The organism is Nonomuraea sp. NPDC050643, assembly GCF_040654715.1.
GTDB lineage: Bacteria > Actinomycetota > Actinomycetes > Streptosporangiales > Streptosporangiaceae > Nonomuraea.
This window is the reverse complement of record NZ_JBFAIM010000003.1, coordinates 227,627-254,039: the sequence shown is the minus strand read 5'-3', so window position 1 is coordinate 254,039 and position 26,413 is coordinate 227,627. Positions and strand designations below refer to the sequence as shown.

The 26,413-nt window shown below is 71.0% G+C and carries 27 protein-coding genes and 1 riboswitch; of the genes, 17 read left to right on the top strand and 10 right to left on the bottom strand.

Annotation, left to right across the window (positions count from 1 at the left end; all coding sequences use genetic code 11):
- The first annotated feature begins 228 nt into the window (after nucleotides 1–228).
- The 4 genes from AB0I15_RS05375 to AB0I15_RS05360 are packed head-to-tail and all read left to right on the top strand — an operon-like array spanning nucleotide 229 to nucleotide 3,814.
- Complete coding sequence (locus tag AB0I15_RS05375) at nucleotides 229–2,496, top strand: nitrate- and nitrite sensing domain-containing protein (protein WP_358090502.1); 2,268 nt, start codon at nucleotides 229–231, stop codon at nucleotides 2,494–2,496.
- A complete protein-coding gene (locus AB0I15_RS05370; RefSeq protein ID WP_358090499.1) occupies nucleotides 2,477–2,902 on the top strand; it encodes a roadblock/LC7 domain-containing protein in 426 nt (141 codons plus the stop codon). The genes AB0I15_RS05375 and AB0I15_RS05370 overlap by 20 nt, the downstream gene beginning before the upstream one ends.
- Entirely contained in the window at nucleotides 2,899–3,249 is a 351-nt protein-coding gene (locus tag AB0I15_RS05365; protein WP_358090496.1) for a DUF742 domain-containing protein, read from the top strand. The genes AB0I15_RS05370 and AB0I15_RS05365 overlap by 4 nt, the downstream gene beginning before the upstream one ends.
- On the top strand, nucleotides 3,230–3,814 hold the full coding sequence (locus AB0I15_RS05360; protein ID WP_358090493.1) for an ATP/GTP-binding protein: 585 nt from the start codon (nucleotides 3,230–3,232) through the stop codon (nucleotides 3,812–3,814). Before AB0I15_RS05365 ends, AB0I15_RS05360 begins: the two co-directional genes overlap by 20 nt.
- A gap of 69 nt (nucleotides 3,815–3,883) precedes the next feature.
- On the opposite strand, the gene AB0I15_RS05355 is transcribed toward AB0I15_RS05360, so the two are convergent.
- Together AB0I15_RS05355 and AB0I15_RS05350 are read right to left on the bottom strand one after the other, a co-directional pair.
- Nucleotides 3,884–4,546: a response regulator transcription factor gene (locus AB0I15_RS05355; RefSeq protein ID WP_358090491.1), complete on the bottom strand. Its 663-nt coding sequence runs from the start codon at nucleotides 4,544–4,546 to the stop codon at nucleotides 3,884–3,886.
- Complete coding sequence (locus AB0I15_RS05350) at nucleotides 4,543–5,700, bottom strand: histidine kinase (protein ID WP_358090488.1); 1,158 nt, start codon at nucleotides 5,698–5,700, stop codon at nucleotides 4,543–4,545. Before AB0I15_RS05350 ends, AB0I15_RS05355 begins: the two co-directional genes overlap by 4 nt.
- 170 nt (nucleotides 5,701–5,870) lie before the next feature.
- Here AB0I15_RS05350 and AB0I15_RS05345 point away from each other — a divergent pair, with 170 nt between their 5' ends.
- Both AB0I15_RS05345 and AB0I15_RS05340 read left to right on the top strand, forming a co-directional pair.
- A complete protein-coding gene (locus tag AB0I15_RS05345) occupies nucleotides 5,871–7,076 on the top strand; it encodes a serine hydrolase domain-containing protein (RefSeq protein WP_358090485.1) in 1,206 nt (401 codons plus the stop codon).
- Nucleotides 7,077–7,296: 220 nt separating this feature from the next.
- Nucleotides 7,297–7,590 (top strand): hypothetical protein, encoded by a 294-nt coding sequence (locus AB0I15_RS05340; protein WP_358090483.1) that lies wholly within the window; start codon nucleotides 7,297–7,299, stop codon nucleotides 7,588–7,590.
- A gap of 266 nt (nucleotides 7,591–7,856) precedes the next feature.
- Here the strand turns inward: AB0I15_RS05340 and AB0I15_RS05335 are convergent, their stop codons facing one another.
- The gene (locus tag AB0I15_RS05335; RefSeq protein ID WP_358090480.1) at nucleotides 7,857–8,468 is read right to left on the bottom strand and encodes a hypothetical protein; all 612 of its coding nucleotides are present in this window, start codon (nucleotides 8,466–8,468) and stop codon (nucleotides 7,857–7,859) included.
- A 280-nt stretch (nucleotides 8,469–8,748) separates the two neighbouring features.
- Between AB0I15_RS05335 and AB0I15_RS05330 the strand changes: the two genes are divergently transcribed.
- A complete protein-coding gene (locus AB0I15_RS05330; RefSeq protein ID WP_358090478.1) occupies nucleotides 8,749–9,795 on the top strand; it encodes a peptidase in 1,047 nt (348 codons plus the stop codon).
- An 89-nt stretch (nucleotides 9,796–9,884) separates the two neighbouring features.
- Nucleotides 9,885–11,036, top strand: a complete 1,152-nt coding sequence (locus AB0I15_RS05325) for an ArgE/DapE family deacylase (protein ID WP_358090475.1) — start codon at nucleotides 9,885–9,887, stop codon at nucleotides 11,034–11,036.
- Here the strand turns inward: AB0I15_RS05325 and AB0I15_RS05320 are convergent.
- Nucleotides 11,008–11,259 carry a hypothetical protein gene (locus tag AB0I15_RS05320; RefSeq protein WP_358090472.1) on the bottom strand — a complete coding sequence of 84 codons (252 nt, stop codon included), beginning with the start codon at nucleotides 11,257–11,259 and terminating at the stop codon, nucleotides 11,008–11,010. The genes AB0I15_RS05325 and AB0I15_RS05320 overlap by 29 nt on opposite strands.
- A gap of 101 nt (nucleotides 11,260–11,360) precedes the next feature.
- Between AB0I15_RS05320 and AB0I15_RS05315 the strand changes: the two genes are divergently transcribed.
- Entirely contained in the window at nucleotides 11,361–13,409 is a 2,049-nt protein-coding gene (locus AB0I15_RS05315) for a peptidoglycan-binding domain-containing protein (protein WP_358090469.1), read from the top strand.
- Here the strand turns inward: AB0I15_RS05315 and AB0I15_RS05310 are convergent.
- Nucleotides 13,406–14,257: a LuxR C-terminal-related transcriptional regulator gene (locus tag AB0I15_RS05310; RefSeq protein WP_358090466.1), complete on the bottom strand. Its 852-nt coding sequence runs from the start codon at nucleotides 14,255–14,257 to the stop codon at nucleotides 13,406–13,408. The genes AB0I15_RS05315 and AB0I15_RS05310 overlap by 4 nt on opposite strands.
- Before the next feature lie 281 nt (nucleotides 14,258–14,538).
- Here AB0I15_RS05310 and AB0I15_RS05305 point away from each other — a divergent pair, with 281 nt between their 5' ends.
- From AB0I15_RS05305 to AB0I15_RS05290, 4 genes are all read left to right on the top strand, one after another.
- Nucleotides 14,539–15,642 carry a sialidase family protein gene (locus AB0I15_RS05305; protein WP_358090463.1) on the top strand — a complete coding sequence of 368 codons (1,104 nt, stop codon included), beginning with the start codon at nucleotides 14,539–14,541 and terminating at the stop codon, nucleotides 15,640–15,642.
- Between the two features lie 377 nt (nucleotides 15,643–16,019).
- The gene (locus AB0I15_RS05300; protein ID WP_358090460.1) at nucleotides 16,020–16,469 is read left to right on the top strand and encodes a hypothetical protein; all 450 of its coding nucleotides are present in this window, start codon (nucleotides 16,020–16,022) and stop codon (nucleotides 16,467–16,469) included.
- Between the two features lie 11 nt (nucleotides 16,470–16,480).
- Complete coding sequence (locus AB0I15_RS05295) at nucleotides 16,481–17,077, top strand: cell wall protein (protein ID WP_358090457.1); 597 nt, start codon at nucleotides 16,481–16,483, stop codon at nucleotides 17,075–17,077.
- A gap of 10 nt (nucleotides 17,078–17,087) precedes the next feature.
- Nucleotides 17,088–17,849, top strand: coding sequence for a MauE/DoxX family redox-associated membrane protein (locus AB0I15_RS05290; RefSeq protein ID WP_358090454.1), 762 nt, complete (start codon nucleotides 17,088–17,090; stop codon nucleotides 17,847–17,849).
- 11 nt (nucleotides 17,850–17,860) lie between these two features.
- On the opposite strand, the gene AB0I15_RS05285 is transcribed toward AB0I15_RS05290, so the two are convergent.
- The 3 genes from AB0I15_RS05285 to AB0I15_RS05275 are packed head-to-tail and all read right to left on the bottom strand — an operon-like array spanning nucleotide 17,861 to nucleotide 20,903.
- A complete protein-coding gene (locus AB0I15_RS05285; RefSeq protein ID WP_358090451.1) occupies nucleotides 17,861–18,697 on the bottom strand; it encodes a carbohydrate ABC transporter permease in 837 nt (278 codons plus the stop codon).
- Entirely contained in the window at nucleotides 18,691–19,578 is an 888-nt protein-coding gene (locus AB0I15_RS05280) for a sugar ABC transporter permease (protein ID WP_358090448.1), read from the bottom strand. Before AB0I15_RS05280 ends, AB0I15_RS05285 begins: the two co-directional genes overlap by 7 nt.
- Before the next feature lie 11 nt (nucleotides 19,579–19,589).
- Nucleotides 19,590–20,903 (bottom strand): extracellular solute-binding protein, encoded by a 1,314-nt coding sequence (locus tag AB0I15_RS05275; RefSeq protein ID WP_358090445.1) that lies wholly within the window; start codon nucleotides 20,901–20,903, stop codon nucleotides 19,590–19,592.
- A gap of 264 nt (nucleotides 20,904–21,167) precedes the next feature.
- Between AB0I15_RS05275 and AB0I15_RS05270 the strand changes: the two genes are divergently transcribed.
- Genes AB0I15_RS05270 through AB0I15_RS05260 form a run of 3 tightly spaced genes read left to right on the top strand, consistent with a single transcriptional unit; the run spans nucleotide 21,168 to nucleotide 24,215 of the window.
- Nucleotides 21,168–22,172 (top strand): SIS domain-containing protein, encoded by a 1,005-nt coding sequence (locus AB0I15_RS05270; protein WP_358090442.1) that lies wholly within the window; start codon nucleotides 21,168–21,170, stop codon nucleotides 22,170–22,172.
- 3 nt (nucleotides 22,173–22,175) lie between these two features.
- Nucleotides 22,176–23,036: a PfkB family carbohydrate kinase gene (locus tag AB0I15_RS05265; protein WP_358090438.1), complete on the top strand. Its 861-nt coding sequence runs from the start codon at nucleotides 22,176–22,178 to the stop codon at nucleotides 23,034–23,036.
- Between the two features lie 30 nt (nucleotides 23,037–23,066).
- The gene (locus tag AB0I15_RS05260; protein ID WP_358090435.1) at nucleotides 23,067–24,215 is read left to right on the top strand and encodes a LacI family DNA-binding transcriptional regulator; all 1,149 of its coding nucleotides are present in this window, start codon (nucleotides 23,067–23,069) and stop codon (nucleotides 24,213–24,215) included.
- A 31-nt stretch (nucleotides 24,216–24,246) separates the two neighbouring features.
- Here AB0I15_RS05260 and AB0I15_RS05255 read toward each other — a convergent pair whose 3' ends face one another.
- Both AB0I15_RS05255 and AB0I15_RS05250 read right to left on the bottom strand, forming a co-directional pair.
- Complete coding sequence (locus AB0I15_RS05255) at nucleotides 24,247–24,618, bottom strand: chorismate mutase (protein WP_358090432.1); 372 nt, start codon at nucleotides 24,616–24,618, stop codon at nucleotides 24,247–24,249.
- A gap of 45 nt (nucleotides 24,619–24,663) precedes the next feature.
- Complete coding sequence (locus AB0I15_RS05250) at nucleotides 24,664–25,839, bottom strand: 4-hydroxybenzoate 3-monooxygenase (RefSeq protein ID WP_358090430.1); 1,176 nt, start codon at nucleotides 25,837–25,839, stop codon at nucleotides 24,664–24,666.
- 220 nt (nucleotides 25,840–26,059) lie between these two features.
- A riboswitch (cobalamin riboswitch) is annotated at nucleotides 26,060–26,189 on the top strand.
- Nucleotides 26,190–26,221: 32 nt separating this feature from the next.
- On the opposite strand from AB0I15_RS05250, the gene AB0I15_RS05245 reads away from it, so the two are divergent.
- Nucleotides 26,222–26,413, top strand: coding sequence for a CbtB-domain containing protein (locus tag AB0I15_RS05245; protein WP_358090428.1), 192 nt, complete (start codon nucleotides 26,222–26,224; stop codon nucleotides 26,411–26,413).

The window sequence follows — 26,413 nt, the reverse complement described above, 5'->3', positions numbered from 1 at the left end:
GTTGATTCTTCGCATCTGTGTCTTGAAGTCCATCAGCCCCCATCGGCATAGTGGACGGACCACAAGGCGTACCCAGTCGTGGCGAGCGTCCTCGGGGGCTCGATGCCGGCAGCTCACGACGACTGCTCAGCGGCGCATTGTCACGCGCGGAATTGGACATGACGAATGACCTCGCCCCCGCCGATCCGAAGCAAGTTATTGAGGATCCTCCTGCTCCCGCTGGTCTCCATGATCGCTCTGTGGGCGTTCATCGCGTACTCCAGCGTGGAGGAGATCGTCACGGTCTCCCAGGCGCAGGACCGCTGGGAGGCGATCGGATCGCCGGTGCACCAGCTCATCGTCGACCTGCAGCGGGAGCGCCAGCTCTCGGCCGAGGCGCCGCGCGGGACCGCGTCGTACGCGCCGCTGGCCCAGCAGCGGCGGGTCACCGACGGGAAGGTGGAACGCCTGCGCGAGGTCATCGGGACCGTTGACGTCACCGAGACGGGCACCGAGACCCCGGCCCAGGTACGCGCCATGGTCCAGGCGCTCGACGGGCTGCAGTCGCTGCGCGCGTCCGCCGACGGAGGCGTGCTGGCCCCGCCGCTGACGATCATCCAGGCGTACGACAACCTGATCAGCGTCGCGAACCGGCAGTTCAACGACCGCGACGCGCTCAGCGACGTCTCGTCCTACCGGGCGGTGCGCGGCATGGCGGCCTACAGCGCCACGGCCGAATACCTGGGCCGCGAGCACGCCGTCCTCACCAGCACGATCGTCAACCGCAGGATGACCCCGACCGACCGCGCCGCGTTCGTGGCCGCGATGACCAACCGCAGGCTCGTCTTCGCCAACGCCGAGCGCGACGCCGGGCCCGAGCTGCGGGCGAACTACGACAAACTGGTGGCCGGCGCCCCGTACAAACGGCTGACCGATGTCGAGGACGCGCTGTTCGTGTGGGACACCAACGGCGCGCCGCCGGTCGACCCGGCCACCTGGAAGAGCGACGCCGACGCCCTCCTCGACACGATCAACCGCGACACCGAGGCCGAGCTGGCCCGCGCCGCGGACGCGGCCCAGGGGCAGAAGGGCGGGGCGTACTGGCGGATCGGGCTGGTCCTGCTGCTGGGGCTGGCGGCGGTGATCGTCTCGATCGCGCTGTCGTACCGGTTCGGCCGCTCGCTGGTCGCCGAGCTCATGAAGCTGCAGGGCTCGGCGGTGGAGCTGGCCGAGCAGCGGCTGCCCCGGCTGGTCGAGCGGCTGCGCCGCGGCGACGACGTGGACCCGGCCACCGAGGCCCCGGCGCTCGACCGGGCCGAGACGGCCGAGGTCGATCGCGTGGCGCACGCGTTCTCGGCCGTGGGCCGCACGGCGGTCGAGGCGGCGGTGGGCCAGGCGGTCCTGCGCAAGGGCGTCGGCCAGGTCTTCCTCAACCTGGCGCGGCGCAACCAGGCGCTGCTGCACCGCCAGCTCGCGCTGCTGGACACGATGGAGCGCCGGGTGGAGGAGCCCGAGGTCCTGGAGGACCTGTTCAAGCTCGACCACCTGACCACCCGCATGCGGCGGCACGCGGAGAACCTGATCATCCTGTCCGACTCCGTGCCCGCCCGCCGCTGGCGCGATCCGGTGTCGCTGTTCGACGTCGTCCGCGCGGCGGTGCTGGAGGTCGAGGACTACACCCGCGTCACCGTCTCGCCGATGCCGAACGCCCCGCTGCTGGTCGGCGCCGTGGTCACCGACGTGATCCACCTGGTCGCCGAGCTGGTGGAGAACGCCACCGTCTTCTCGCCGCCCGACACGACCGTGCACATCCGCGGCATGCGGGCGGCCAACGGGTTCGCGCTGGAGGTGGAGGACCGCGGCCTGGGGCTGAACCAGGCCACGCTGGACGAGCTCAACGTCCGGCTGGCCAACCCGCCGGAGTTCGACCTGGCCGACAGCGACAGGCTCGGCCTGTTCGTGGTGGGCCGGCTCGCGTTCCGGCACGGCATCAAGCTCTCGCTGCGGCGCTCCCCGTACGACGGGACCACCGCGATCGTCCTGCTGCCCGCCGTCCTGCTCGTCGGCGCCGAACCTCCGGCCGTCACGTCGGTAGAGCCGGCCGCCCGGACCGTACGAGCGCTCGACAGGGCCCCCGACCCCGACGAGCCCGAGCAGGTGACCTGGTTCGAGGCCGCCCGCAGGCCGGACCCGGCGCCGCTCGAGATGCCGGCTCCCCGGCCGGTGCCCGTGCCGGGGCCGTCCACCGAGTGGAGCGTCACGGTCTCGGCCCAGGACGCCGACGAAGACCTCGACGGGCTGCCGATGCGGGTGCCGCAGGCCAGCCTGGCTCCCCAGCTCCGCACCGCCACCAAGCGCGTGGACCGGGGCGCGGTGACGGGGCGCTCGCCCGAGCAGCTCGCAGATCTCATGTCGTCCATGCAACGCGGCTGGCAGCAGGGCCGCCGCCAGGTAGAGCAGGGACAAGACGTGTGGAACCGAAAGGACGACCAGCCCGATGCCCGACCCCAGAAGTGAACTGAGCTGGCTGCTCGACGACCTCACCCACCGCGTCCCCGGCATCCGGCACGCCATCGTGCTGTCCGCCGACGGGCTGGCCATGGGGGGTTCCCGGGAACTGACCCGGGAGGACGCCGAGCACCTGTCCGCCATCTCCGCCGGCAGCCACAGCCTCGCCATGGGCGCGGGACGGCACTTCGGGATGGGCGGCGTACGTCAGACGATCATCGAGCTGGAAGGGGGTTTCCTGTTCGTCACCGCCGCCGGTCAAGGCGCGCGGCTGGCCGTGCTGGCGACGGCCGACGCCGAGCTGGGCATGGTCACGTACGAGATGGCGCTTCTGGTCAAGAGGGTCGGCGAGCACCTCTCCGCGCAGCCGAGGGGAGCGGCACCGGCACCCGCCTGGAACGGCGCGAGACCGTGACCGGGGAGGATCCCGGACCGCTGATCCGGCTGTACGGCCTGACCGGCGGCAGGGCGCGCCCGCAGGGAGAGACGTTCGACCTGGTGGCCATCGTCACCACGGTCGACGGGCCGTTCCACACCGGGGACCTGATACCCGAGCATCGCGCCGTGCTGTCTCTGTGCCGCAAACCCACGCCGGTGGCCGATGTCGCGTCGCACCTCAAGCTGCCGCTCAACATCACCCGGGTGATCCTGGGCGATCTGCGGCGCGAGGGTCTTGTCACCATCGAACGCCCGCGCCCGGTGGCGCAGACGATCGATGAACGTATCTACAGGGAAGTGCTGCATGGGCTACGCAGTCTCTGAGCCGGGCACGACCGCGGTCGCCTCGGCCCTGGCCATCAAGATCCTCATCGCGGGCGGCTTCGGCGTCGGCAAGACGACCCTGGTCGGCACGATCAGCGAGATCCGCCCGCTGCACACCGAGGAACTCCTGAGCGAGCGCGGCGTCGGGGTCGACGACACCTCGGGCGTGGAGGCCAAGACCACGACCACGGTGGCGCTGGACTTCGGCCGCATCACCATCCGCGAGGGGCTGTGGCTGTACCTGTTCGGGACGCCGGGGCAGGACCGGTTCTGGTTCATGTGGGACGAGCTGTCCCTCGGCGCGCTCGGCGCCGTCGTGCTCGCCGACACCCGCCGGCTGCAGGACTGCTTCCCGGCGGTCGACTACTTCGAGCAGCGCGGCATCCCGTTCGTGGTCGCCGTGAACTGCTTCGACGGTGCCCGCCGCTACGACCCGGTCAAGGTACGGCGGGCGCTCGGGCTGACCGAGACCATCCCGATCGTGCTCTGCGACGTGCGTGACCGCGACTCGGTCAAGCAGGTGCTCACCACGCTCGTCACCTACGCGGTGAAGGGCATCTCATAGTGGTCATGGCCGGGCCGTTCCCGGCCTCCCATACTGATGGCGAAACCGCCTCTGCCGCTCCGGCACCCCCTAGGCCCCGGGCACGGTCAGCCCGCTCTCGTAGGCGGCGATGACCGCCTGGACCCGGTCCCGCAGCCCCAGTTTGCTCAGCACGTTGCTGACGTGCGTCTTCACGGTGTGCTCGCTGACCACCATCTCCTGGGCGATCTCCGCGTTGGACAGCCCCCGCGCGATCATCCGCAGCGTCTCCCGCTCGCGTGCCGTGAGCACGGTGAGCCGCTCAGGCGGCGGCCCGGCGGGGCGCGGGGTCGCCCTGGTGGTGAACTCGGCGATCAGCTTGGTGGTGATCGAGGGCGCGAGCAGCGACTCACCGGCCGCGACCACTCGTACGGCGTGCACGAGGTCGTCGCGGCGCACGTCCTTGAGCAGGAACCCGCTCGCGCCCGCGCGCAGCGCGTCGTAGACGTAGTCGTCCAGGTCGAACGTGGTCAGCATGAGGACCCGGCAGTCGCCGTCCGCGCACACCACGCGGGCCGCCTCGATGCCGTCCATGACGGGCATGCGGATGTCGAGCAGGAGCAGGTCGGGGCGGTGCTCGCGGACGGCGGCCACGGCCTGTGCGCCGTCGCCCGCCTCGGCCACGACCTCGATGTCCGGCTGGGCGTCGAGGATCATGCTGAACCCGGCCCGGACCAGTTCCTGGTCGTCGGCGACCACCACGCGCACGGTCATGCCGCCACCTTCTGCAGCGGCAGGCGGACGAGGACCCGGAAGCCGCGGCCGTCGGCGCGCGGCCCGGCGACGGCGGTGCCGCCGCAGGCGGTGGCCCGCTCGCGGATGCCGATCAGGCCGTGGCCGCCGGAGGGAAGCGACGATTCCCGGCCGTGGCCGTCGTCGGTGATGTCGATCATGAGTGCGTGATCCTGCCAGGTGAGGGCGATGCCGGCGCGGGTGGCGCCGGCGTGCTTGACGATGTTGGTGAGGGCTTCCTGCGTGATCCGGTACGCGGCCACCTCGGCGTCGGGCGACAGCGGCCGTGGATCACCCGAGGCGGAGTAGGTCACCGGGAACCCGGCGCCGGTCCCGACCCGGTCGGCCAGGGCGGCCAGGCCGGAGATGGTGGGCTGGGGCGAGCGCGGGCCCTCGTCCTCCTTGAGCACCTTCAGCAGCCGGCGGAGCTGGTCCATGGCGTCGCGCCCGGCGGCGGCGATCGCGTCGAACGCGGCCACCGCCCGGGCCGGATCGCCTCCGACCACCACCGGGCCCGCCTCCGCCTGGACGACCATGACGCTGACCGCGTGGGCGAGGATGTCGTGCATGTCGCGGGCGATCCTGGCCCGCTCGCGTTCGGCGGCCCGCTCGGCCGCGATCTGACGCTCACGGGCGAGCTGGACGGCGCGTTCCTCCAGCGCGGCGGCGTGCGCCCGGGAGGCGGCGGCGGCGCGGCCGATGGCGTAGGCGGCCACGAAGAGCAGGACGCCGCGCATCGCGGTCTCGGACGAGCCGACCAGGAACAGGCCGCCGCCGATCGTGGCGACGAGCAGGCTCACGCGGACCCACCGGGTGCACTGGACGGCCACGGTGTAGAGGGCGATCAGCCCGCCGTACCAGATGGGCTGGGCGGCCACCGCGTCGACCAGGTCGTAGAGCCCGGTCGGGATGAGCGTGGCCGTGAGGACGATCGCCGGGGCGCGGCGCCGCCAGGTCAGCGGCACCGCGGAGACGATCACGATGAAGTAGCCCCACCAGTGCCAGGGCACGCCGTGGGGGCTCTCGCGGGAGAAGAACGGCCACAGCTCGGCGACCAGCACCAGCGCCGCGAGCGCGCCGTCCACCCATGGCGGGGGCAGCGAGCGCACCCGCGCGAACAACCCTGACTCAGACACGGCACCTGATCCTGCCCGACCCGCTGTTCCCGGGCATCGCCGGTATGGGGGATTCGGGGACTCCCTCCAAGGAGTGAGCGCGAATGGGTCGCACCGGCGATTCGCGGCGGCGCCGTGCTCGCCAGGATTGCCACATCACCTCGAAACACCTCTCACCTGGAGATACAGCGATGAAGCCTATCGTTCTCGCCCTCGCCGCCGCGCTGGTGACGGTGCCCGTGCCCGCTCAGGCGGCCGCTCCCACCCCCGCTCCCTGCCCGCCGCCGGCCGTCGTCCGGTCCGACCCCGAGGCGACGGTCCCGCCGGTCAACGACGCCGCCCTGACCAAGGCCATCGCGAACCTGCCGGCCGCCGACGCGACCGCCGCGATCGTCCGGGTGAGCGGCACGAAGGGCTCGTGGAAGGGCGTGAACGGGGTCGCCGACCTCACCACCGGGCGCAAGGCGTCCGAGCACGTACGCTTCCGCGCCGGCAGCGTCACCAAGATGTTCACCACCGCGGTCGTGCTGCAGCTCGTGGCCGAGGGCAGGCTCTCGCTCAACGCGACCGTCCAGGACCACCTGCCGGGGCTGCTGCCCGACTCCTACCCCGACGTCCGTGTCGGCCAGTTGCTGAACCACACCAGCGGCCTGCCTGCTCCCGACCTGCCCGGCTCCTTCGACTGGGTGTACGAGACCCGGTTCAGGACGTGGACGCCCGAGAAGTATGTCGCGCTGGCCGTGCGGAACCCCATCGAGTTCCCGCCCGGCACCCGGCAGCACTATCTGAACACCAACACGTTCGTGGCCGGTCTGCTGATCGAGAAGGTCACCGGCAGGTCGTACGAGCACGAGGTCACCACCCGGATCCTGCGCCCGGCCGGCATGCGTGACAGCTATCTGCCCGGCGCCTCGCCGCTCATCCGCGGCCCGCACCACAAGGGCTACCAGGCGGTGCCCGCAGGCTTCGACGACGCCATCGCCTACGGTGACGCTCACGTGGTGGACATGACGAGGACGAGCGTGACCTCGACCTGGGCCTCGGGCGACCTCATCTCGACGGCCGCGGACCTGGAGAGGTTCGTCAAGGCGCTGTTCTCCGGCAAGCTCGTGCCATCCGCGCAGCTCGAGCCGATGTTCACCGTCCCCGACGTGAAGATGCACGACGAGTGCGGCAATCAGCCGGCGATCTACACCTCGGGCATGTCGCGCATGGTGCTGCCCGGCGGGATCGTCGCCTACGGCAAGACCGGCGCCCGCTACGGCTACTCCGCCGGTGTGGGCGCGACCCGCGACCTGAGCCGCACCCTGGTCTACTCGGTCAACTCGACCGACGCCAAGGCCTCCGGCCAGAACCAGCGGACGCTCGGCATCGCGCTGGCCGCCTTCCAGAAGTAGCGGGCCTTTCAGATCGGCTTCATCGCGCTGTCGCGCGGGTGCGACCGTATGGACCGGGTGCCCCGGCCGGGTTACCGTCGAAGCGTTTCGCGATCGACTCCCCGAGCCCACTCTGCGCCATTTCGTCAACCGCGAACCCACACGGGGGTGTGTCATCAACGCCAAGAAGCTGATCACACGAATCGTCCTGGGGGCCCTGCTGCCCCTCGCCCTGCTGCTGGTGGCGGGTCAGCCCGCCCAGGCCGCACCGATCTGCGTTCCCGAGGCCCCGGTGTGCGCGGGCCTCGACGGCGGCAGCTTCGTCTTCATCGTCAAGCCGCCGCCCGCCTCGCTGTCGGCGACCGCCACGGTCAACGGTCTGCCAGCCGGCGGGTCCTTCTCCTACGTTCGTACACCTACCTTCCTGCGCGGCACCTTCCGCCCGACACCACCGCTGGTCTCGGGCGACAGGATCTGCGTGACCTTGCTCGCCGTCGGTGTCCGGCCGGGGCCGTACTGCGCGACCATGCCGTGACGTGAGCGCACGAGGCCGTCGGGATTGGCGGCCTCGTACGCCCCGCTCAGCGCCTGCGGCGGCGCCGCCGGCGCGCGCGCGAACCCGAATCGCTGTCGCGGTCCGGCAGCGGCTTCGGTGCCGCCGACGGCAGACGGATGTATCCCAGGTAATGCAAGATGCCCATGCTGTCCCCCTGTTGCAAGATGCGGGGCTCCGAACTTCCAACTTACCCGGAATCAGACAAAGCAACACAGACAGGACAATCCTGACCTGCGCTTGGCCACTCACTTGAGAGACAGCAGGCGATCCTTGAAGATCGGGTGCTTGGTCTCCCAGTAGCGCCAGCCCTCCACCCGGGCCGGCACGTTGGCGATCCCGGTGGTGACCTTGATGTGGCGGCACGAGCGGAGCACCGACCAGGCCGACCATCCGACGCGGTACCCGAAGACGCGGTACCACATGTTGCCGTACATCCCCTTGCTGATCTCGCGCGTGTACTCGTGGCCGGTGAAGACCATGTGCCGCTCCTCGAGGTGCGGCAGCCCCAGCCTGCGCAGGCGCTTCACCAGGTCTCCCGTGGTGACGCTCAGCTCCTTCTCCTTCTCGGTCTCGAGGAAGGCGAGCACTTCGTGTTCGCGGGTGACCGACACCGTCATCGAGCCGCCGGGGCCGTCGGTGTAGCGGGTGCGCGGCACGAAGAAGTTGCGCGGCGAGATTTTGTGGAGCTTGTAGAAAAGGCGCGGCGAGCACGTGTTGTCGCCGTCGTGGTCATGCTCGTGGCCGTGGTCATTGATGTTGTCCGTGTTGTCGGCCACGGCGGGGGCGGCAGGCGCCAGCGTCGCGACCAGCGCCACGGCGACGAAGCCACGCAGGGATTTCTTCCGGGATATCGGCATCGTGATGTACCGGTCCTTTCATCATTCGACCGGTTCGATGCTTACAGTTACCGCTTGTCCCGCAATAACGCCACGCCGGATCTGAATTCCCCATAACGGGAAAGTGCCGGTGAAAAAATGGCCATATTGGAACGGCTCGCGCGCCGCCCTCTCGCGACGCACGGTATCGGCACTCGCACACTCCGTAGTCATACTATATCCATATGCGCATGCATTGAGGAAGATTGACGGTGTGGTGCGTACCTTTCTTCGGCAGATTCCGGTTTTCGGGAGGTACGTAATGCACCACAGAGTCGCCCTGGTCTCCGCCGTCGCGCTCGCCGTGGCAGGAGCCCTGCTCCCCGCAGGCACCGCGCAGGCCGGCGCCTCCACCGAGCTCGACCGCAGGCCGGTCGGGTGGACGGCCACGGACTCCTGGTCGGAACGCAGGTCCGTCTCGCAGTACTGGACCGCGCAGCGCATGCTGGCGGCACAACCGCTCTCGGCACCCACGCCGCGCCGCAACGTCCGGCTGGGCCAGCCCTCCGAGGGCGACCCCTGGGCCACCGGCGGCTCCAGGTTCCGGCGCTCGGGCTTCTCCACCAGAGGGGCCGCCTTCTCGGTACAGCCCGTCAGCGCCCAGCGCACCCTGATCCCCAACAGCCCCGGCCTGCAGTGGACCGACGGCGGCGCCATCGTGCGCACCCTCGGGCGCGTCTTCTTCACCACCGCCGACGGCCGCAACTCCTCCTGCTCGGGCACGGCGGTGACCAGCGCCAACGAGAGCGTCGTGATGACCGCCGGGCACTGCGTGAAACTGAACGGCGCCGCCCACCGCAACTGGGCCTTCGTCCCGGCCTTCGACGACGGCCGCCGCCCGTTCGGCACCTGGGTCGGCACCCGCATGCTCACCACCCAGCAGTGGAACGCCCGCGAGGACATCAACTTCGACGTCGCCGCCGTCGTGGTCGCACCGCTGCAGGGCCAGACGCTGACCGACGTCGTCGGCGGGCAGGGAGTGGCGTTCAACCAGGCCAGACAGCGGCAGATGTACGCCTTCGGCTTCCCGGCGGCGGACCCCTTCGACGGCTCGGAGCTGATCTACTGCAGCGGGCGCACGTTCAACGACACCGTCCAGACCACGGACCAGGGCCTGCGCTGCAACATGACCGGCGGGTCGAGCGGCGGCGGCTGGTTCCTCAACTTCAACGAGGGCACCGGCCAGGGCATGCTGAACTCCGTCAACAGCTTCACCTACAACTTCGCCCCGAACTTCATGTTCGGCCCCTTCTTCGGCAACGAGGCGATGGCCGTCTACCAGGCCGCGCAGAACGCCGACGCCCTCTGAGGCCGCCTCCGACCGCGCGGCGGGAACCCCTTCCCGGCCGCGCGATCACCTGATGCGATGGGCGGACACCCCACCTCAGGAGGTCCGCCATGGCCATCGATCCCCTGCCGCTGCTCGAACGCCTGATCGCCCTCGACTCGGTCAACCCCGACCTTTCGCCCGGAGGCGCGGGCGAGTCGGCCGTCGCCGGCTTCTGCGAGGACTGGCTGCGCGAACGCGGCTTCGAGGTCCACCGCCTGGAACGGCGGCCGGGCCGCCCCTCGCTGGTGGCCGTGGCGCGCGGCAGCGGCGGCGGGCGCTCGCTCATGCTCAACGGCCACCTGGACACGGTCGCGTACGGCACCTATAAGGGCGACCCGCTCGCCGCGCGCGTCCAGGACGGCAAGCTCTTCGGGCGCGGCGCCTTCGACATGAAGAGCGGCGTCGCCGCCATGATGGCCGCCGCCGCCCAGGCCACCGAACGGGCCCGGCTGCCCGGCGACGTCCTCCTCGCGTGCGTCGCCGACGAGGAGCACGCCAGTTTCGGCACCGAGGAGGTGCTGGAGAGGTTCACGGCGGACGCGGCCATCGTCACCGAGCCGAGCCACCTGGAGGTGACGCTGGCGCACAAGGGGTTCGCCTGGTTCGAGGTGGAGGTGCTGGGCCGCGCGGCCCACGGCTCCCGGCCCGACCTGGGCGTGGACGCGATCGCCAAGGCGGGCCACTTCCTGGTGGCGCTGGAGGAGCTCGGGCGCCGGCTGGCCGCGTCGGGCGGGCATCGGCTGCTCGGCCCGGGCACCGTGCACGCCTCGCTCATCGACGGGGGTGAGGGGCCCTCGACCTATCCCGCCCACTGCCGGATCACCCTGGAGCGGCGCACGGTGCCCGGCGAGAGCGCCGCCACCGTACGGGCCGAGCTCACCGGGATCCTCGACGGGCTCGGCGCCACGGTGCCCGGATTCGCGTACCGGCTGCACGAGGGCCTGCACCGCGAGCCCTTCGAGGCCGACCCTGACTCGGCCATCGCCCGCGTCGTGCTGCGGCAGGCGGAGCGCGTGCTCGGCCGGCCGCCGGTGATCCGCGCCGAACCCTTCTGGACCGACTGCGCCCTGCTGGCCCGGGCCGGGATCCCGTGCCTGCTCTTCGGCGTGGACGGCGGCGGCGCGCACGCGGACACCGAGTGGGCCGACCTCGCCTCCGTACGTCAGGTCACCGACGTCCTCGCCGCCACGATCACGGAGTTCTGCTCAGGAACTCCGTGAGGATGCGCGGCGCCGCCGCCTCGGCCAGCGCGGGAGCCTCGTCCTCGGCCAGGTCGGGGATGCGGCAGCCCTGCTCCCCTGCCGCGACCGCCGCCGTCAGCGTCACCACGCCCGCCCGCCTGCCGAACGGGGACGAGCCGAACGTCCAGGCGACGACGCCCGCCCGCCGCAGCGCCCTGGCGATGCTCGTCCGCCGCTCATCGTGATCGACCTGTCTTGGCACTCGTCCGCCGTACCCAATACAAACGACTTGACATAAACCCAGAGTTTTCCCTAGTGCGACCCCTGGGGCGCGCACGCGCGTCCGCGCCTACCGTCGTGGTCATGCTGGAAGACCTCGACCAGATCTTCGCCTGGCTCCTCGCCACCCTCATCCGGCCCACCTCCGGCCTGTACGGCGAGTTCGACCTGCGGGACGACGACAGAGACCCGCGCGACGGCGTCACCGCCCGATACGGCGGCCGCGAACGCCCCGGGCTGACCGGCACCACCCACGTCCGCGACCTGCACCGGGACCTGCGCGAGCTGGGCTTCCTGCTCGCCCCCGAAGACGCGACGACCTTCACCCGGGACACCCGGTGGGCGGTCCAGGAGTTCCAGCGCTACGCCTCGCTCCCCGACTCGGCCGCCCAGCGCCGGCCGGACAGCGCGACCCTCGTGACGGACCTGACCGCGGCCCACGGCGCGCTCCAGGTGAGCGCGCTCTCGGCCTTCCCGGGCGTCCCGCCCTTCCGGGTGCGGATCGACGCCGAGATCCTGGAGGTCACCGGCGTGCGCGGCGAGCTGACGGTGACCCGCGGCGCGCAGGACACGACGGCCGCCGCCCACGCCGTCGGCGCCGTGGTGGAGCCGATCCGCTGGTCGGACCGGCTCGTACCGGTCGTCGCGCACTTCTACGAGCGCTACACCGAGGCGATCACCGGCGTGGTCAACCCGTGGACCCGGTTCGTGCTGCGGCGCTGGAAGCAGGCCCGCCGGCGGTGCCCGATCGTGGTGGAGGCGTGGCAGCTCCAGCAGGGGCAGCCCGACCGCCTCCACACGCTGCCCGCCGCCGGCAACGTCTGGGGGCACCGGGACGTGCCCGTGAAGGCCCTGCGCTTCTACGTCCGCGACCTGACGCGCACCTGGCGGCGCCCCGCCCGCCCGCCGTCCGCCCCGGCGCACCCGGAGCTGGACGTGACCGGGGAGTTCGCCACCTATCTGCAGGACTGGTCGGGCCCGCGGGCGTGGCCCAACTTCGGCCACACGTGGCGGCCGGAGGCCGAGATGCTGCCCGAGCACCTGCTGCCGGTACGCGCCGGGGGGACGGGGCCGACCCTGGCCGAGCTGATGGCGGACGCGGCGGGGCTGAGCACGTACAAGGTGGTCAGGGCGGTCGCCGAGGTCGAGGCGGTGGGCTTCTTCGACGGGCTCAACGGCTACGACCCGGCGTTCGTCTCGCTGGGGCCGTGCCACTGGACGGCGGGCGCGGCGAGCGGCCCGGCGGCGGGCGGCTCCGTGGACGCCGGCGAGCTGTGGGGCTATCTGGCCTACCTGAAGTCCGCCGACCCGGCCGCCTTCGAGCAGACCGTCGGCCGGTACGGCGTCTCCGTCGCCGACTGGGGCCACAACGGGGGCGACCTGTTCCTGCCCGGCCAGCGCAAGTACGTCTCCCGCCCCACCGTCCCGCAGGAGGGCGGCCCGGCCCGGCTGCTGCCGCAGGTGGTGGAGGAGTTCGACGTCTTCCGGGGTTGGCACTGGTTCTACCGCTTCCAGATGGCCACCCGTACCGTGGAGGGCTTCCGCCGCAGGATGTGGCACATGGCCAGGCTCCGGATCCGCGACATCATGCGGACGCCGTGGGACGGCCCCGAGGGCCCGCCCACCTGGGTGGTGCCCGACCCGCAGGCCCCAGGCGGCACCCGTCCGGCCCTGGTCCAGGACGTGATCACCTCCGAGCGCGGCCTGGCCATGGTCTACCGCTGGCACATCAAGCGCCCGGCCAACATGGTCTCGGGCGGCCCGGCCTCGGAACCGGCCGAGAGCCGCCGCATCGGCCGCGCGGGCCCACAGCTCCGCACGGCCGTGGAGGAGGCCGTCACGGACGACAAGGCGCTGTTCGCCGGCACCCCCGACCAGTGGGGGGACGACGCGGAGCGGGCGCTCATCGAGCACCTGACGACCCGGGCCAAGCGGCTCAGCCCGGCCGACGCGGGCCTGGTCGGCTCCCTGCAGTACGTCATCGACTGGCCCGCGTACGGCGCCAACCCGCGCGGCTACACGCTGCCGGTCGAGATCCTGCCGGAGGCGGAGGACGGGCAGGGCCGCAGGCTCAGGACGGCCCGGCGCTCGTTCACGTTCGACGCCGGCGACCTGCCGCTGCCCGCCCTCTAGAACCAGCCGCGCCGGGCGGCCAGCAGCCCGGCCTGGAAGCGGGTGCGCGCGCCCAGCAGGTCCATCAGCTCGCTCACCCGCCGGTGCACGGTCCGCAGGCTCACCCCGAGCTGGCGCGCGACGGCCTCGTCCTTGAGCCCGGCCGCGAGCAGCGTGAACAGCTCGGGGTCCGGCAGCCCCGCCGTGGAGTCCCCGCCGGGCGCCTTCAGCGGCAGCGGCAGCGCCGAGCGCCACAGAACCTCGAACAGCGCGACCAGCGCGTCCAGCAAGGTCGAGGAGTGCACGATGACCGCGCTGTCGGCATGGGCGGAGGCGTCGGTGCCGAGCGGCAGGATCGCCCACTTCCGGTCGGCGATGGCCAGCTTCATGGGCACGTCGGGGCTGACCCGGGCCTCCTCGCCGGCGGCGGCCGACTCCTGCGCCAGACGCAGCTTGCCGGGGATCTCCAGGGCCGAGGCGTCATAGATGCCGCGTACGTGGACGCCCTGGGCGAGACGCTCGATCTCGGCGACGTTCTGCTGCGTGGGGTCCTGGGCGTAGGGCGGCCGGTCCAGCACCAGGAGCTCCTTGGTCGCGGTCTGCTGCAGTTGCGTGAACCGCTGCACCACGGCCGCCTGGCCCTGCACGACCTCGACCAGCTCCTCCGGGGACTGGTGCTCCGTGCGCGGCGTCTCGGCGAGCAGCGCGACCGCCGCCAGCCGGGCCTGGGCCAGCCCCTCCTCGCGGCGGGAGATCAGGGCCGCCACCGCGACGTCCGGCCGGATCGGCACGAATCGCACCGGGCGGCCCGCCATGCGGCTGACCAGGCCGAGCGCCTCGAGCCGGGAGAAGGCGCGGCGCAGGGCCACCGTCGTCAGCCCGGTGTGCCCGGCCAGCTCGGGCAGCGTGGCGCGCGGGTGACGCAGCAGATCCCGGTATATTCGCTCATCCTCGGCGTCGACCCCGACCGCCGAAAGTGCGTTGTCATGCGTGTCCATGATCGGAAAGCATGTCAGATGGCTGCAATGTCATAAAGTCGCCAAGCACTTTCCTGGCCTCCGGGATCCCGTCACCGGTAGGACGGTACGGGGGCCTGTGCCGCGCAGCCGGCCAGGCCCCGCGAGCTCAGCCGGTCAGGGAAGAGGCAGTTGTGAAAAGAGCGATCACCATAGGAGTCGCGGCCGCGCTGACGGTCGTGTCGGCCGCCGCGCCGGCCGCCGCGAACGGGTACGACGACTGGATCGTGCCGTCGTGCGGCACGGTGACCGGCGACGGGACGGTGACGTACACGCGGACCGAGGGCAAGACGATCACGCCGACCAGCAAGAGGCTGAGCCCGGTCGTCTACACCACCGGCCTGGTGGCCCTCGACAGGCCGGACACGTTGCTGTCCATCGCCAACAACCGGCTGTCGAGATCGACCGACGCCGGTTGCACGTGGCGGCCGCTGGGCCAGGTGAACGGCTCGCACGTCGAGCTCGTGGCCGCCCCCGGCGGCTCCGCCTACGCGTGGGACCGGGAGGGCAACCTGTCCCTCACGACGGCCGAGAGCCGCATCACCCCGCTCACCTCCCCCGCCCCCGAGGTGGCCGGGCTCGGCACGGACCGGAACCAGGCCGGCCGCCTGCGGGTGGCGGACGGGGACGGGCAGTTGCACGAGTCGGCGGACGGCGGGCGCACGTGGCAGCCCGTCGGGGTGCCCGCCTGGCCGCAGAGCGAGCTGCTCATGGTCTACACGGCCGTGTTCGACCCGGCCGACCTCGACCACGTGGTGCTCGGCTCGGCGGGCGACGCCCGTGTCACCTTCGACGGCGGCCGCACCTGGTCGACGGCCACCGGGATGAGCGAGGGCGGCAAGGTCAACGTGTTCAGCGCCGCGATCTCCGCGGTCGCGCCCAACGTGGTGTGGGCGATGGGGCTGAACCTCAAGGAGTTGGACGCGGGCGTGCCCTCGGGTGGCCGGCACATCTACATGTCGTCCGACGGGGGCCGCAGCTTCACTCCCGTGGTGGACCACGGCGCCGAGATCACGATCTCCAACGGCCCGCTGCTGACCACCCACCCGGCCAACCCCGGTGTGCTCTACTTCGAGTTCGGCACCGGCTGGGCCGGGACCGGCACCGACCTCTACCGCTACGACGCCCGCGCGAACAAGGTGACCACCAACCACAACAACTACGACCGGGTCACCTCGATCACCTTCAACCCCGCGTCGCCGCAGCTCATGTACCTCGGGGTGGCCGAGGAGTCGTAGTCCGGGCGGCCGCCGGACGGCCTGCGCCGATGATCGACCAGCCACCGCCGGCTCGGCCGGCCCGCTCCCCCGGGCGCGCGTACGCGACCTCCCGAACCGCCTCTCTCCGACCTGGCCCTTCGCTCGCCGGCGCTGTCGTTCGCGCCCGCGCCCGAGCCGGTCAAGGCCGAGTTCGCCAGGCCGCCGCGGCCGGGAAGGCGCTCCCCCTCTCTGGACAAGTGGGACCTGTGGTTCTGAGCCCCGCGCGCCGCACGCGGCACGCAGGGCTCAGAAATCCGGCATTGACGAAAAATCCTTACATGGTACTCATAGATCAAGTCGGAAACCTTCAAACCCCCTCGCTGAGATCGTCCAGAGCTCACCCAAGGAGGACGCGCATGGCGCGTAGCAAGTCCGCCGACCCGCCCGCCGACTTACTCGGCCCCGTCCAAGGAGAGGTCTCCTGGTTCTGCTGCGGCACCGCCTGGGGACCGTGCAGCAGCACCGGTAAGGGAGCCTGCGGCACCTGCAACTCGGGAAACCTTCAACACGCCTGGCCCAACACCTCCGACGCCTGCTGGAACATCACCCGCCCCGACTCCTGCGGCGTCAGCCTGTCCCGCAGGACCTGCGGGTACCGGCACCGCATCACGGCGCTGTGCACCGGCACCAGCGTCGTCACCGCCATCGCCGACTGCGGCCCGCAGACCGACCTGTTCTGCGGTGAGCGGAGCTGCTGCGGCGCCACCTGTGCCGGCAACCGGCTGATCGACCTCACTCCGGCCGCCTACAGCCAGATCGCCAGCCTGTCCAGCGGCCTGCGGCCGTGCGAGATCTCGTCGGCCTAGGAGGCGGAACGATGCGCAGCAGAAGGGACATGCTCAAGTCCGCCGTGCTCGGTGGCGGCGCGGGTGTCGTCGCCGCGACCACGCTCGGCTCGCTCGGCCCCGAGGCGGCCTTCGCCGCCTCGGCGCAGAAGGTCGAGCCCGGCGCGCCCGACCCCGACTTCGCCGAGGGCCGGATCCGCTCGATCAAGGACAACACGCTGCTCGTCCTGGGCTCCAACATGGTGTTCCACACCATCAGGGTCGTGGACGGCACCAGCCTGTGGAAGCTCGGACCCGTCGGGTTCGAGCAGGCCAAGCCCGGCGACGGCCTGTACGCCAGAGGCGTGCGCATGCCCGACGGGATGCTCGCCGCCGAGTCGGTGTGGCTCAACATCGTCAACATCAAGGGCCACATCAAGAACATCACCGACAAGACACTCCACCTTGACCACAACGGTCACGAGGTGCTGTGCCACGTCGTGGCCGGCAAGTCGGTGGCCATCCACTCCGAGTCACCGCCCACCGCGGACCTGTCGATGCTGAAAGTGAGCCAGCACGTGCAGATCCTGGGCGCCTGGCGGCCGGACACGAACGAGGTCGACATCGCCACCGTCTTCTCCCCGCACTAGGAGGCAGCAGATGCACGGGATCGCCGCGTCGCAGCCGTACGTCATCGCGTTCTTCCTTCTCTGGGCCGGTCTGATGAAGCTGCTCAGCAGGCGGATGCGGGCGCAGGCCGGGCAGAGCGCCCTGGCCCGGCTGACCGGCCCGGCGCGCGCGGTCCCCGCGCTGCGGCTCGTCGGGCTGGCCGAGCTCGCCGTGGCCGCCGCGCTGCTGGCGCCGCCCGCACACCCCCTGGAGGGCACGGCCGCCGCGCTGCTGGCCGCCGGGTTCCTCGTCTATCTCACCTACGCCCACGTCGCCGCGCCCACCTCGTCGTGCGGATGCCTGGGCGCCCACTCCCGGCCCGCGGACCGGCGCGCCTTCGCCCGCGCGGGGATCCTGCTGACGGCCGGGGTCGCGGCGGTCGGGGCGGGGCCGTACCCGCCGGTCGTGCCGCTCGTCGTGGCGGAGGTCGTGCTCCTGCTGGCACTCTCGGCGGAGCTCGACCGTCACTGGCTGGTCCCGCTGCGGAGCCTCCTCGTACGCCTGCGCCGCCCCCTCGACCTGCCCCCGACGCCGGACGTCCCGCTGGAGGCGTCGCTGCTCCTGCTGCGCCGCAGCCCCGCCTACTGCGCGGCGTCCGCCCAGCTCACCTCCGACGTACGCGAGACGTGGGACGACGACGGCCTGCGCTTCGTCGTGTACGGAGCCCGCGACCGCACCGCCGTCTTCGCCGTCCCGCTGTCGGGCGACGACCCGGAAGCCGTCCGGGTCGCCCTGGTCGCCCTGCTCGACTGACCGCGGCGTCCTCACTTGCCGATGCCGTCGGCCAGCCCCTTGACGATGTAGCGCTGGCCGAGGAAGAACAGCAGCACGACCGGGAGCGCCGCGATCACCATCGCGGCGAACACGACCGGGTACTCGGTGCCGTGCTTGCTCATCAGGCTCGTCAGCCCGACGGGCAGGGTCTGCACGCCGGAGCCGCTGGTGAAGACCATCGCGAAGAGGTACTCGTTCCAGGTGAACAGGATGTGCAGCAGCACCGTCGAGGTGAGGATCGGCTTGCACATCGGCAGGATGACCCGCCAGAACGCGGTCCACCGGCCCGCGCCGTCCATCTCGGCGGCCTCGTCCACCTCGCGCGGCAGGTCGATCATGTACGCGCGGATGAGGAAGGTCGTGAACGGAATGCGGAAGGCGGTGTAGAGGATGAGCAGCGCCCAGAACGTGTTGTACAGCCCCATCGCCTGGAACATCTTCACCAGCGGCACCAGCGCCACGGTCGGGGCCAGCATGAGCCCGCCGAGGATCAGCGACGTGAGCGTCCGGCCGAACGGGACGGCCACGCGGGTGAGCCCGTAGGCGGCCCACGCGCTGATGAACACGGTGGCGACCGTCGAGGTCACGGTGACCAGCACGCTGGTGGTGAGGTAGTCGCTGACGCCGCGGTTCCACGCCTTCTGGTAGTTCTCGAAGCTCCAGCTCAGGGGCAGCGCGAACGGGTCGCCGAACAGCTCGGCGTTGGTCTTGAACCCGTTGAGCGTCATCCACAGCAGGGGATAGAGCACGACCACCGCGAGGGCCAGCAGGAACGCCCACATGAAGACGCGGGCGATCACGCCCAGGAAGCTCAGGCGCCTCACCATTCCACCCTTCTCCTGCGGGTGACCCAGAGCTGCGCCACCGCGATGCCGAGCGTGATCACGAAGAGGACGGTCGCGATCGCGGCGGCGTAGCCGAAGTTGTTGCGGACGAAGCCGCTGCGGTACAGCCAGGTCCCCAGCACCTGCGTCGAGTTGTTGGGGCCGCCGCCGGTCATCACCATGACCTCGTTGAACACCTGGAACGCGCCCGAGATCGTGACGATCGCCATGAGGCCGGTCATCTCCCGCACGAGCGGCAGCGTCACCTGCGTGAAGCGGCGCACGGGGCCGACGCCGTCGATGGCGGCGGCCCCGTAGATCTCCGACGGGATGCGCTGGATCGCGACGGCGAACAGCAGCGTGGAGTAGCCGAAGCCCTGCCACTGGCTCATCGCGATGATCGCCGGCATGGCCGTGCTCTCCTGGCCCAGCCACGCCTGCGTGAGCCGGTCGAGCCCGGCGGCCTGCAGCGCGTGGTTGAGCGGGCCCAGGTTCGGCTCGTAGATGAAGTAGAACAGCAGGCCGGCGACGGTCAGCGAGAGCGCGGCCGGGATGAAGTAGATCGCGCGCAGGGCGCGCCGCCACCTCTCACCCCGGATGCTCTCGATGAGCGCGGCCAGCACGAGCGCGCCGAACACCTGGAACACGATCGAGATCACCGCGTAGAGGGCGTTGTTCCCCAGCGACGACCAGAAGACCGGGTCCTCGACGAGCTTGGTGTAGTTGCCGAGGCCGACGTACTCCTCGCTGCCGCTGTAGATGTCCCACTTGAGCGTGCTGAAGCGCAGGTTCTGGACGAGCGGCAGGTAGACGAACACCCCGACCAGCACGAGGGCGGGGAGCACCCAGGCGAGCCCGAGCATCCTTCGCAAGGTGGCGCGCACGTGCGGTCCTCCTACTTGGCCTCGGTCGAGGCCCGGCGCACGCTTTCGAGCACCTTCTCGGCGGTCATCCCGCCGCTGATGAGGCCCTCGCCGCCGGCCAGCCACGCGTCGGCGACCTCGGGCACGGTGACGGTGTCGAGCCAGATGGCCAGCTTCGACGCCTTGTTGACGAGCTGGACGCCCTCGTGGACGGCCTTGCTGGAGGTCTCGGGGGTGACCGCGCCGACGACCGTGCTGGGCTGCCCGTACGGCGGCGACGACAGGGTCTTGGCGTTGTCCGGGTTCGTGGCGAACTTCATGAAGTCCACGGCCAGCGCGACCCTGGGCGACTTGGCGTTGACCAGGTATCCCTCGGGCGAGCCCTCCAGCACCGTGGCGTCCCCGGCGGCGCCCCGCGGGGCGGGGAGCTGGAAGATGCCGAAGTCGCCGGGCTTGACCTTGCCGGACGTGGCGTTGTCGAACTCGAGGATCTCCTGGTAGTACATGGCGGCCTTGCCGTTGGCGAACGCCTCCTGCGCGGAGGAGTAGAGCACGCCGTTGGTTCCGTCGCGGGTGTCGGTGCACTGGTCGACCAGGGTCTTGAACTGGTTGAGCGCGGTGACGTAGCCGGGGTCGTCGAGCTTGGCGGTCTCCGGGACGAAGTCGGCCTGGAGGATGGCGTCGGGCACGTTGTACGCGAACAGTTGCTGCAGGTAGTGCAGGGCGGGCCAGCCGTCCTTGTTGCCGAAGGCGATGGGCTCGTACCCGGCCTCGCGCAGCGGGCCGCAGGCGGCCACGAGCTCCTCGAACGTGGCCGGCGGCTTGACCCCGGCCTTGCCGAAGGCGCTCTTGCTGTAGCCCATGAACTTGCCGTTGCCGTACAGCGGGATCCCGTAGTTCTTGCCGTCACGCGCGAACGCGGCCAGCGAGCCGGGGCTGAACGTCCTGCCCCACGCGGTGTCCGGGCCGATCACCTTGGTCAGGTCGGCCGCCCGGCCGCCGCGGATGTAGTTGTCCGCCCAGTTGCCGGTCCACGTGAAGTAGACGTCGGGCAGCGCGTCGGAGGCCGTGAGCGTCTTGAGCTTGTCCTTGACGCTCTGGTCGGTCTCCTGGATGAGCTCCACCTTCACCTGCGGGTGCTGCTTCTGGTACGCGGCCGCCAGGTTCTCGAAGTAGGGACCCGTGGGGTCGCCGGCGAACTTGGTGAGGATGCTGAGCGTGCCCGAGAACTCGGGCGTCGCGGCGGCGTCGGCCGCGGGAGCCTGTGCGGCACCACCGCCGGAGCAGGCGGTCAGCGTGAGGGTCCCGACGAGTGCCGCGAACGTCGGCAGTGCGCGAGGGCGCATGGGCTTCCTTTCTCTTCCAGGAGCCTTGGTGTTGGCCGACCCTACAGCCGCTCTGATACCGGTACCAGACCCGCAAGCCAAGATCTTTCTTTCGTTAACCCGGCGTGACCTGGTCGGCGCGGTCATATCGGCAGGTCAGTAGCTATTTCAAGAACCGCGAGGTTGACGGGTCGCGGCTCGCTGTGCCAACGTGACTGCCGCGTGATACCGGTATCAGGCCGCATGTACGGCGCCGGTCGCGGCATTTCCTCCGGAAAGGATGCGATGATGCTCGGATTCAACGAGCCGGAATTTGTCTCCCAGGTCGCCAGCGCGGTGGCCCTGCGCCCTCAGATCGAGGAGCTGGTCGACCGGCTCGTGGACGAGGGATTCGACCAGGTTCTCCTCGTCGGCGCGGGCGGCACCTACGCCCAGATGTGGCCGTACGAGCACCTCGCCAGGCGCCTGTCCACGCTCGACGTGCGCGCCGCGATCGCGGCCGAGCTGATCGTCTCCGGTGACGCCCGCCTGGGCACGGGCACGGTGGCGGTGTTCACCTCGGTCTCCGGCACCACCGACGACAGCGTCCGCGCCATCGAGTACTGCAAGTCCAAGGGCGCCTACACGGTCGCCTTCACCGGGCACCCCGACTCCCCCATCGCCACGAAGGTGGACGCGGCGCTCGTCTCCAAGCCCAAGACCTGGCCCTTCGACATGCAGCTCCTGCTCCTCATGGGCCGGCTGCTGTCCCGCAGGGGCGAGTTCGACGGCTACGACAGGCTGGCCGGAGAGCTGGCCGGCCTGCCGTCGGTGCTCGTCGAGGTCGCCCGGCAGGCCGAGCCGGTGGCCGCCGCGTTCGCCGACGCGCACAAGGACGACGACTTCCACTTCCTCATCGGCGGCGGGAACCTCTGGGGCTTCACCTACCTGTACTCCATGTGCATCCTCGAGGAGATGCAGTGGCTGCGCACGACCAGGGTGCACAGCGCCGAGTTCTTCCACGGCTCGCTCGAACTGCTCGAAGAGGACACCAGCGTCATCATCTTCCAGGGCGAGGACGAGACCCGCCCGCTCACCGACCGCGCCGAGTCCTTCGCCAGGCGCGTCTCCAAGGACGTCACCGTCTTCGACACCCGCGACTACCCCCTCACCGGGATCAGCCCCGAGTTCCGCGGCCTGCTCGGGCCCGTCGTCCTCGACACCGTGATGAGCCGGGTCAGCAAGCACCTGGAGCGGGTCCGCGAGCACTCACTCGACCTGCGCCGCTACTACCGGGTCATGGACTACTGAGGCATGAGAGTGCTCGGCTTCGGCGACAACATCGTCGACCGGTTCCTCGACCGGGGCATCGACTACCCGGGCGGGAACAGCGTCAACGTCGCCGTGTACGCCCGGCGGCTCGGCGTCGAGGCGGCGTACCTGGGGGTGTTCGGCGACGACGGGCTCGGCGGTTTCCTGCGTGACTCGATCGCCGCCGAGGGCGTGGCGGTGGACCGCTGCGTCGTACGGCGTGGCGAGAGCGGCGTCTCCCACCTGCGCGTGGACGACGGCGACCGCGTCTTCCTGGGCTGGAACGGCGGAGGCGTCACCGTGCAGGAGCCTCTCGTGCTCGACGACGACCTGCTCCGCTACGCCGGCGGCTTCGACCTCGTGCATTCGAGCGTCTACTCGCGCAGCGAATCCGAGCTGCCCAGGCTGGGCACGCTGGTCAGCTTCGACCTGTCCAGCGAGGACGACCACCGCTCCCCCGCCTACCTCGACCGCGTCTGCCCGCATGCCGACCTGGTGCTGCTGTCCTGCTCCCACCTCAGCGAGGAGGCCACCGCCGGCCTGCTCGCCGAGGCCGTACGGCGCGGCGCCCGGCTGGCGCTCGGCACCCGCGGCGTGCACGGCGCGATCGCCCACGACGGCGAGGTCACGCTGTCGGCCCCGGCCAGCCTGGCGCAGGGCATCGTGGACACGATGGGCTGCGGCGACGCGTTCCTGTCCGGGTTCGCGGTGTCGCTGCTGCGCGACGGCTGGAGCAGGGCCGCACCGGCCCGGCCTGCCATGATCGAGCGGGCGCTGCGGCTGGGCGCGGAGACGGCTCGCGGACAATGCTTCGTCGAAGGCGCTTTCGGTCACGGCCGGCCGACGCCCGTGACTAGCATTTGATGGGCCTATCAGGAACAAGGGACGAGGACCATGCCAGCTGACCGCGGCCAGGCCGGCCCGACGATCTCCGAGGTGGCCGCCGAGGCCGGCGTCGGCCGCGCCACGGCGGCCCGCACACTCGGCGGCTACGGCTACGTCAGCCCCGAGCTGCGGGCGCGGGTGCTCGCGGCGGCCGAGAAGCTGGGCTACCGGGCCAACGCGCTCGCGCGGAGCATGTCCACCGGGGTGAGTCACACGCTCGGCGTGATCGTGGCCGACATCGGCAACCCGTTCTTCGCGGGGCTGCTACGGGGCATCTCCGACACCTCGCGGGAGCGGGGGTTCGACGTGATCGTGCTGAGCACGTACGAGAACCTGGGGCAGGAGGTCGCGGCCACCAACGTGCTGATCGACAAGCGCGTGGACGGCGTCATCGTGGCCTCCGCCGCCCTCGACCGCGACCAGGTCGCCCACCTCAGGGCGGCCATCGACCGGGGCATCCCCGTCGTGCTCGTCGACCGCGCGGTGGCCGCGCTCGACCTCGACGCGGTCGTCATCGACAACCGTGAGGCGGCGCGCGAGGCCGTCGAGGTGCTCGTCGCGGCCGGGCACCGGCGCATCGGGTTCGTCTGGGGGCCGCCGGTGGCGCAGGCGCCGGCCACCAGGCGCGAACTGCTGGCGGCGGCCTCCCGCAACCTCTGGACCGACGGCGAGCGGCTGCGCGGCTACCTCGACGCGCTCGACGACGCGCACATCCCGTTCGATCCCGACCTGGTGATGGTGGGGCCGAAGACCGAGCAGCGGGTGGTGGGCGAGGTGAGCCGCATGCTGGCGCTGCCCGACCGCGTCACGGCCGTGTTCTGCACCGAGACCGACGGCATGACGGGCTCACTGCGCGCCCTGCGGAAGGCCGGGCTGTCCTATCCGGACGACGTGGCGCTGATCGGGTTCGACGACAGCGCGTGGGCGGCGGTCATGGAGCCGCCGCTGACGATGATCGCGCAGCCGGTGCACGAACTGGGGGCGAAGGCCGCCGCGGTGCTGCTCGACATCCTGGGCGGGGCCGAGCCCGCCCGCGAGATGCACACGCTGCGCTCCCGCCTCATCCAGCGCTCTTCGGTGGCGCCCCCGAGGCCGGTGCCGCCGGGGCAGGAGCCCCCGGGGCAGGTGCCGTTTCCGGCGGAGAGTCGCGACCCGTAGCCGTCCGCGCGCTGTGCCTTCCTCGGGCGTGTCAGTTGGCCGCGCTGCGGCGCAGGCCCGGTCCGGCGCCCGAGTCGTTCGCGCGTGCCGCCGCGATTAACTCGTGGTGCCGGACGACCTCGGCGATGATGAAATTCAGGAATCTCTCGGCGAAGACGGGGTCGAGTTTCGACTCCTCGGCGAGACTGCGCAACCGCCGTATTTGCCGCGCCTCCCGCTCCGGATCCGCCGGGGGCAGCTCATATTCGGCCTTCAGCCGGCCGACCTCCTGGGTGCACTTGAACCGCTCCGCGAGCAGGTGGACGAGGGCGGCATCGAGATTGTCGATGCTGTCGCGCAGCCGTTGCAGCTCTCTACGGACGTACGCATCCTGGTCAGGCTGATCCGCGGAGGAGTTTCCCATAAGGGTTTTTTACCACAATGCGACAATTGCTTAGATTGTGAAAATTCAGCCGCCGGCCATCAGGTCGGCGAAGGCGCGGGCGGCGGCGCCGGAGGTGAACAGCCGGTCCAGGCGGGCTCGCGCGAGCCGGTGCCGGAACGGTCCGGCGAGCGTGGCGTCGCCGGAGTCGTGCATCATCTCGGTCATCCAGCGGGAGAACTCCTGGTGGTTCCACACCCGCTTGAGACAGGTGGCCGAGTACGCGGCCAGCGGCCCGTCGTCGCCGTCGCGCACGGCCGCGCGGAGCGCGTGAGCGAGCACGTTCGCGTCGGCGATCGCCAGGTTCATCCCCTTGCCGCCCATGGGGGTGATGATGTGGGCGGCATCGCCGACCAGGAACAGGCGGCCGTACCGCATGGGGTCGACGACGAAGCTGCGCATCTCCACCACGGCCTTCTCCGTGATCGGCCCCGTGGGCAGGCCGTCGTCGCCCAGCCGCAGGCGTAACTGGGCCCAGACGCGCTCGTCGGTCCACTCGCCGAGCGCGTCGCCCGCCGGGCACTGGAGGTAGTAACGGCTCGCCCGCGGCCCGCGCGCGAACTGCGCCGCGAACCCGGCCGCGTGGATCCCGAAGAGCGGGTGCCGTGGCGGTGGCGCGTCGGCCAGCACGGTGAACCAGCCGATGCCGTGGTCGTAGGTGTACGTGGTCAGCTCCCCGTCCGGCACGCCGGCCCGGCTGATGCCGTGGAAGCCGTCGCAGCCCGCGACGTATCCGCAGGCGATCTCGTACGCCGCGCCGCCGGGATCGCGGTAGGTGACCCTCGGCGCGCCGCCGCTCCCGACGTCGTGGGGCATCACCTCGGCCGCGTCGAACCGCAGGTCCCCGCCGCCCGCCAGGAAGGCCCCGATGAGCCGGCCCACGAGCACCTGCTGTGGCACGATCCGCCCCGTCCTGCCGCCGGCCAGGGTGGGCAGGTCGAGGAAGTGCGGCTCGCCGTCCACCCGGATCTCCAGGAGACCGTCGTGCGGCATGCCCGCCAGCACCGAGTCTCCCAGGCCCCAGTCCTCGTACACCCGCGCGCCGTCGTGCTCCAGCACGCCCGCCCGCTGCCGCTGCTCCACATAGGACCGGCTCTGCCGCTCCAGCACCACGCACGCGACCCCGGCCCGCAGGAGCAGGTTGCCCAGGGTCAGGCCGGCCGGACCGGCTCCGATGATGACGACCTCGGTGCTCTCGCTCATGCGGCACTCCTTCGCCGATCGGCCCACTGGTCGGCATCCGACACCAAGATCGACCCATCCGCAAGCCCCCGGCACAACCGCTCGCTCCGCCTGCGCCCGGCCAGACGGACCTGCGACCACGGCGGCCAGCGCTCAGCCGGGCGAGACCGGCGATGATCTCGGCCGGAATCTCTTGCGCACCGCGGAGTCCCGTCATGTGGGAGGTGTTTGACGCGAACAGGAGGAAAGGATACGTTCCGGTAGATTTCACGGTTGTCCAAGGGAAATCCGGTGAGATGCCGGTGCGGACGCGCCACTGTATCCGGGACGTAGATCCCGGGAGCCAGGTCGCTTGGAGACCGTGACCTCGCGAAATGGGACGCGTCACCCTGAGGAGGCTCGTATGAGTGGTCTGGCCACTCCTTCCACCGTCATCCCCTTCCCCCGTCTGCGTCGCTGGCTGCTGTCCGTGCCGCTGCTGCTGCTCGTCGCCTACCTGGTGCTGATGGACAACGGCGCCATCTCCCAGACCGGCGCGTTCCTGCACGAGCTGATGCACGACGGGCGTCATCTGCTCGGCGTGCCCTGCCACTAG

Bases quoted from the DNA above. Each gene is read 5' to 3' on its own strand.
- AB0I15_RS05270 (WP_358090442.1), top strand. From the start codon at position 21,168: ATGATGCTCGGATTCAACGAGCCGGAATTTGTCTCCCAGGTCGCCAGC.
- AB0I15_RS05275 (WP_358090445.1), bottom strand. From the start codon at position 20,903: ATGCGCCCTCGCGCACTGCCGACGTTCGCGGCACTCGTCGGGACCCTC.
- AB0I15_RS05300 (WP_358090460.1), top strand. From the start codon at position 16,020: ATGGCGCGTAGCAAGTCCGCCGACCCGCCCGCCGACTTACTCGGCCCC.
- AB0I15_RS05290 (WP_358090454.1), top strand. From the start codon at position 17,088: ATGCACGGGATCGCCGCGTCGCAGCCGTACGTCATCGCGTTCTTCCTT.
- AB0I15_RS05245 (WP_358090428.1), top strand. From the start codon at position 26,222: ATGAGTGGTCTGGCCACTCCTTCCACCGTCATCCCCTTCCCCCGTCTG.
- AB0I15_RS05330 (WP_358090478.1), top strand. From the start codon at position 8,749: ATGCACCACAGAGTCGCCCTGGTCTCCGCCGTCGCGCTCGCCGTGGCA.
- AB0I15_RS05345 (WP_358090485.1), top strand. From the start codon at position 5,871: ATGAAGCCTATCGTTCTCGCCCTCGCCGCCGCGCTGGTGACGGTGCCC.
- AB0I15_RS05285 (WP_358090451.1), bottom strand. From the start codon at position 18,697: ATGGTGAGGCGCCTGAGCTTCCTGGGCGTGATCGCCCGCGTCTTCATG.
- AB0I15_RS05295 (WP_358090457.1), top strand. From the start codon at position 16,481: ATGCGCAGCAGAAGGGACATGCTCAAGTCCGCCGTGCTCGGTGGCGGC.
- AB0I15_RS05260 (WP_358090435.1), top strand. From the start codon at position 23,067: ATGCCAGCTGACCGCGGCCAGGCCGGCCCGACGATCTCCGAGGTGGCC.
- AB0I15_RS05355 (WP_358090491.1), bottom strand. From the start codon at position 4,546: ATGACCGTGCGCGTGGTGGTCGCCGACGACCAGGAACTGGTCCGGGCC.
- AB0I15_RS05325 (WP_358090475.1), top strand. From the start codon at position 9,885: ATGGCCATCGATCCCCTGCCGCTGCTCGAACGCCTGATCGCCCTCGAC.
- AB0I15_RS05265 (WP_358090438.1), top strand. From the start codon at position 22,176: ATGAGAGTGCTCGGCTTCGGCGACAACATCGTCGACCGGTTCCTCGAC.
- AB0I15_RS05335 (WP_358090480.1), bottom strand. From the start codon at position 8,468: ATGCCGATATCCCGGAAGAAATCCCTGCGTGGCTTCGTCGCCGTGGCG.
- AB0I15_RS05250 (WP_358090430.1), bottom strand. From the start codon at position 25,839: ATGAGCGAGAGCACCGAGGTCGTCATCATCGGAGCCGGTCCGGCCGGC.
- AB0I15_RS05255 (WP_358090432.1), bottom strand. From the start codon at position 24,618: ATGGGAAACTCCTCCGCGGATCAGCCTGACCAGGATGCGTACGTCCGT.
- AB0I15_RS05370 (WP_358090499.1), top strand. From the start codon at position 2,477: ATGCCCGACCCCAGAAGTGAACTGAGCTGGCTGCTCGACGACCTCACC.
- AB0I15_RS05375 (WP_358090502.1), top strand. From the start codon at position 229: ATGATCGCTCTGTGGGCGTTCATCGCGTACTCCAGCGTGGAGGAGATC.
- AB0I15_RS05360 (WP_358090493.1), top strand. From the start codon at position 3,230: ATGGGCTACGCAGTCTCTGAGCCGGGCACGACCGCGGTCGCCTCGGCC.
- AB0I15_RS05315 (WP_358090469.1), top strand. From the start codon at position 11,361: ATGCTGGAAGACCTCGACCAGATCTTCGCCTGGCTCCTCGCCACCCTC.